Here is an 827-nt window from a genome sequence, read left to right on the forward strand (position 1 = left end):
GTGGGCGCCTCGAAGAGGGCTCGGAGGGGCAGCTCGCGCCGGAAGGTGGCGCGCACCCGCGAGACGAGCTGGGTGGCCAGCAGCGAATGGCCCCCGAGCGCGAAGAAGTTGTCGTGGATGCCGACCCGCTCCACGCGCAGCACCTGCGTGAAGAGGGCCGCCAACTGCTCCTCGGTGGGCGTGCTCGGTGCGACGTAGCTGGACGTGAGGGCGGTGCCCAGCGGCGCGGGCAGGGCCTTGCGGTCCACCTTGCCGTTGGTGTTGAGCGGCAGGGCCTCCAGGACGAGGAAGGCGGAGGGCACCATGTACTCAGGCACGTGCTGCTTGAGGTGAGCCTTGAGGGTGTCCGCCTCCAGGGCGTGGCCTTCGAGTGCGGTGACGTAGGCGACGAGCCGCTTGTCACCGGGCACGTCCTCGCGTGCCAGGACGACTGCTTCGCGGACTTCCGGGTGCTGGAGCAGCGTGGCCTCGATTTCGCCCAGCTCGATGCGGAAGCCGCGCACCTTCACCTGGAAGTCGGCACGACCCAGGTAGTCGAGCGTGCCGTCGGCCCGCCACCGGGCGACGTCACCCGTGCGGTACAGCCGCGCTCCTGGAGTCGCGGCGAAGGCGTCCGGGATGAAGCGGTCGGCGGTCAGCTCGGGGCGTCCGAGGTAGCCGCGCGCCACGCCTTCGCCGCCGATGAAGAGCTCCCCCGGCACACCCGTGGGCACCGGGTGGAGGTTGCGGTCGAGCACGTAGACACGGACGTTGGGCAACGGCCGGCCGATGGTGGGCGTGGGCGAGGCGTCGAATGCGCACGCCGTGGCGTCCACCGTGCACTCGGT

General features: G+C 71.1%; 1 protein-coding gene. It reads right to left on the reverse strand.

Annotated features, from left to right (window positions below; all coding sequences use genetic code 11):
• Positions 1-827 (reverse strand): AMP-binding enzyme (locus D7X12_RS41600; RefSeq protein ID WP_147444010.1); only part of this gene is annotated, 827 nt, incomplete at both ends.

The sequence above is a fragment of the Corallococcus sicarius genome (assembly GCF_003611735.1).
Classification (GTDB): Bacteria; Myxococcota; Myxococcia; order Myxococcales; family Myxococcaceae; genus Corallococcus; species Corallococcus sicarius.